Annotated in this window: 2 protein-coding genes; both read right to left on the bottom strand. The window is 68.6% G+C overall.

Annotation, left to right across the window (positions count from 1 at the left end; all coding sequences use genetic code 11):
- Window positions 1-310: 310 nt before the first annotated feature.
- A complete protein-coding gene (locus VIB55_RS10805; protein ID WP_331876671.1) occupies window positions 311-886 on the bottom strand; it encodes a phage holin family protein in 576 nt (191 codons plus the stop codon).
- A 193-nt stretch (window positions 887-1079) separates the two neighbouring features.
- The coding region (locus VIB55_RS10800; protein WP_331876670.1) for a hypothetical protein at window positions 1080-2081 on the bottom strand (1002 nt) is incomplete at its 5' end.

Raw genomic sequence — 2081 nt, 5'->3', positions numbered from 1 at the left:
CCAGTTGTGCGTTGCCTTGATCGCGTGGTGCGGTGCCCCCGAGCACCCGCAGGTATACACCGGCACGGGGGCGGGCTGCTTCTTGTTCATCGCTGGAGGCCTCCTCGAGAAGGGTGCTGGCGCGCGTTCGTGGAAAGCTCGAATGCTACATCGTCGGCCGTCTCCCGCCTGCTGACCCACGTCCATGCGTAGCGCAGGTTGAGACGCAGGTGCTGCAGGTAGGTCATCTTCGGGTAGTGGCACTTCCGCTCGTACATCCACCACGGGAGGACGCCGTACCACAGTGCGCACGCGACGGCGCGGGCCCGCATCACCCCTCACCTCGTGCGCCCGGGTCGGTGGTCGCGCCTGCCCGAGGTCCATCGGTCCACCGGCGGCCGATCTCATCCGGACTGCCCGCGAGGGATGCGTCAACCGCCTTGATCGCCTGCATCTCCCCGCCGGACGCCAGCGCATCAAGAGCCCGTTGAAACGCCATGCTCACGCGAATCACCGTCCTCACGTTGCGGAGCAGGCTCGATCCTTCCGCCGCGATCAAGATGAAGAGCGCGAACCGAGTCCAGGGCATGTGCTCCTGAAACAGCGAGGCCGCGCCCGGCACGCCCAGTCGGAAGGACCAGTCCAGCACCATCCCCAGCAGCACCAGGTGGGCGGCAAGCATCTTCCTCGCTACCCCGTCGATCAGCCGCTTGCGGTTGAACCGCTCGGCCGGGGTGAGGAACGCGCGGATGGACCCGGCGCTCACGTCACCGAAGGACGCCAGGAAGGCGACAACGAGCAGCATCAGGTTCACCTCTCCCATCACCCACCCCACGAACGCGAACGCGCTCGCCATGGCGACGGCCGATGGTGTGATGCTGTAGACCATGCTGAGCGGCCAGCTCACGGCGGCAGCTACCCGATACGGTGCCAATGCGCCCCCCTCGGTGAAGGGTTGATGGCACCGTCCCCGATCCCCGCGAAGGCGCTTGGGGCAAGCGCCGCCTGCATGAGCGGCGGCATCTCCGCGATCACTGCGCACCGGCCGCATGGACGTGCCCGGTCCTTGTCTCACCACTTCTCATCAGATCGGCCTCCGTTCACTCGGCGTAGTAGGGCAGCTTGTAGTTGGTGCTCCCGATGGTCAGGCGCACGAACCCCACGGGTGCGGCCGGCAGCGCGGCGGCGCCGGCGGTCGCAGCCGCCGCCGTCGTGGGCGCCGTCAGCTTCAGGTCCTTGGCGATCGCCACGCTGCCGGCATCGGCCCCGGCCATGCACTGCAGGGCCGTGACGTTGGCGCCAGCCGCATTCTGCACGTCCAGGTTGAGCGGCAGCTTGTTGCCGTCGCGGTCCGCACCCGCCCGCAGAGCAACGAACCGCGACGCCACCGCGCCGGCCACTGCGGAAAGGAGCCGGTACACGGTGCTTCCCCGGTCCGTGCCCCGGTACTCGATATCCCCGGCCACGGTGTCCCCGACCACGTTCTCGGCCCGCAGCTCCATCGCGACGCTGCCCTTGCTGGCGCCGATCTGCCGGCGGGAGCCGGGGCCCATCCGATCGATGGTGATGTCCGGGGCCGTGCTGCCGCCCGCCCCGTACTTCTCCTGCCCGTCCTGGCGGCGGCTGAACGTTGGCTGCGTCGCGCCCGCCAGCAGGTACTGCTCCGCCGTGGTCCCTGCCGTCGCCATCTGCCGCGTGACGGTGGACGTGGAGAGCGCTGGGCTACCGATCACGTCCCACTTGGCGGTGTTGTTGGAAGCCGGCCCAGGGGTGATGCAGACGAGCCCGAGCGCGTGGCTCCCCGCCGGGGCGGGATACCAGATGACTTGCCCCCGGAGCCAGCGACCGGTGGTCGGCTGCGACGCGAAGACGATCTCGTCCAGCTCGTGGAACGTGAGCCCGGTGGTGGCGCTGGTCCCCCGAACCAGAACGTTCGTCTCACGCAGGTTGGCGATTCGGAGCGGCGCAACCGTGTTGACGTTCCCCTTCATCCACACGTCGGCCACGTCCGTGAGGTTGAACGGGAACTGCACCAGGTCATGATCCGCGTGCATCCGGCTCCCGCGGATGAACACCTGATTAGGCACCGCGTCCGCGGGGAG

Origin of the sequence: Longimicrobium sp. (assembly GCF_036554565.1) — a bacterium.
Taxonomy (GTDB): Bacteria; Gemmatimonadota; Gemmatimonadetes; order Longimicrobiales; family Longimicrobiaceae; genus Longimicrobium.
The sequence above is the reverse complement of the archived record's forward strand: the minus strand, read 5'-3'. Positions and strand labels throughout refer to the sequence as shown.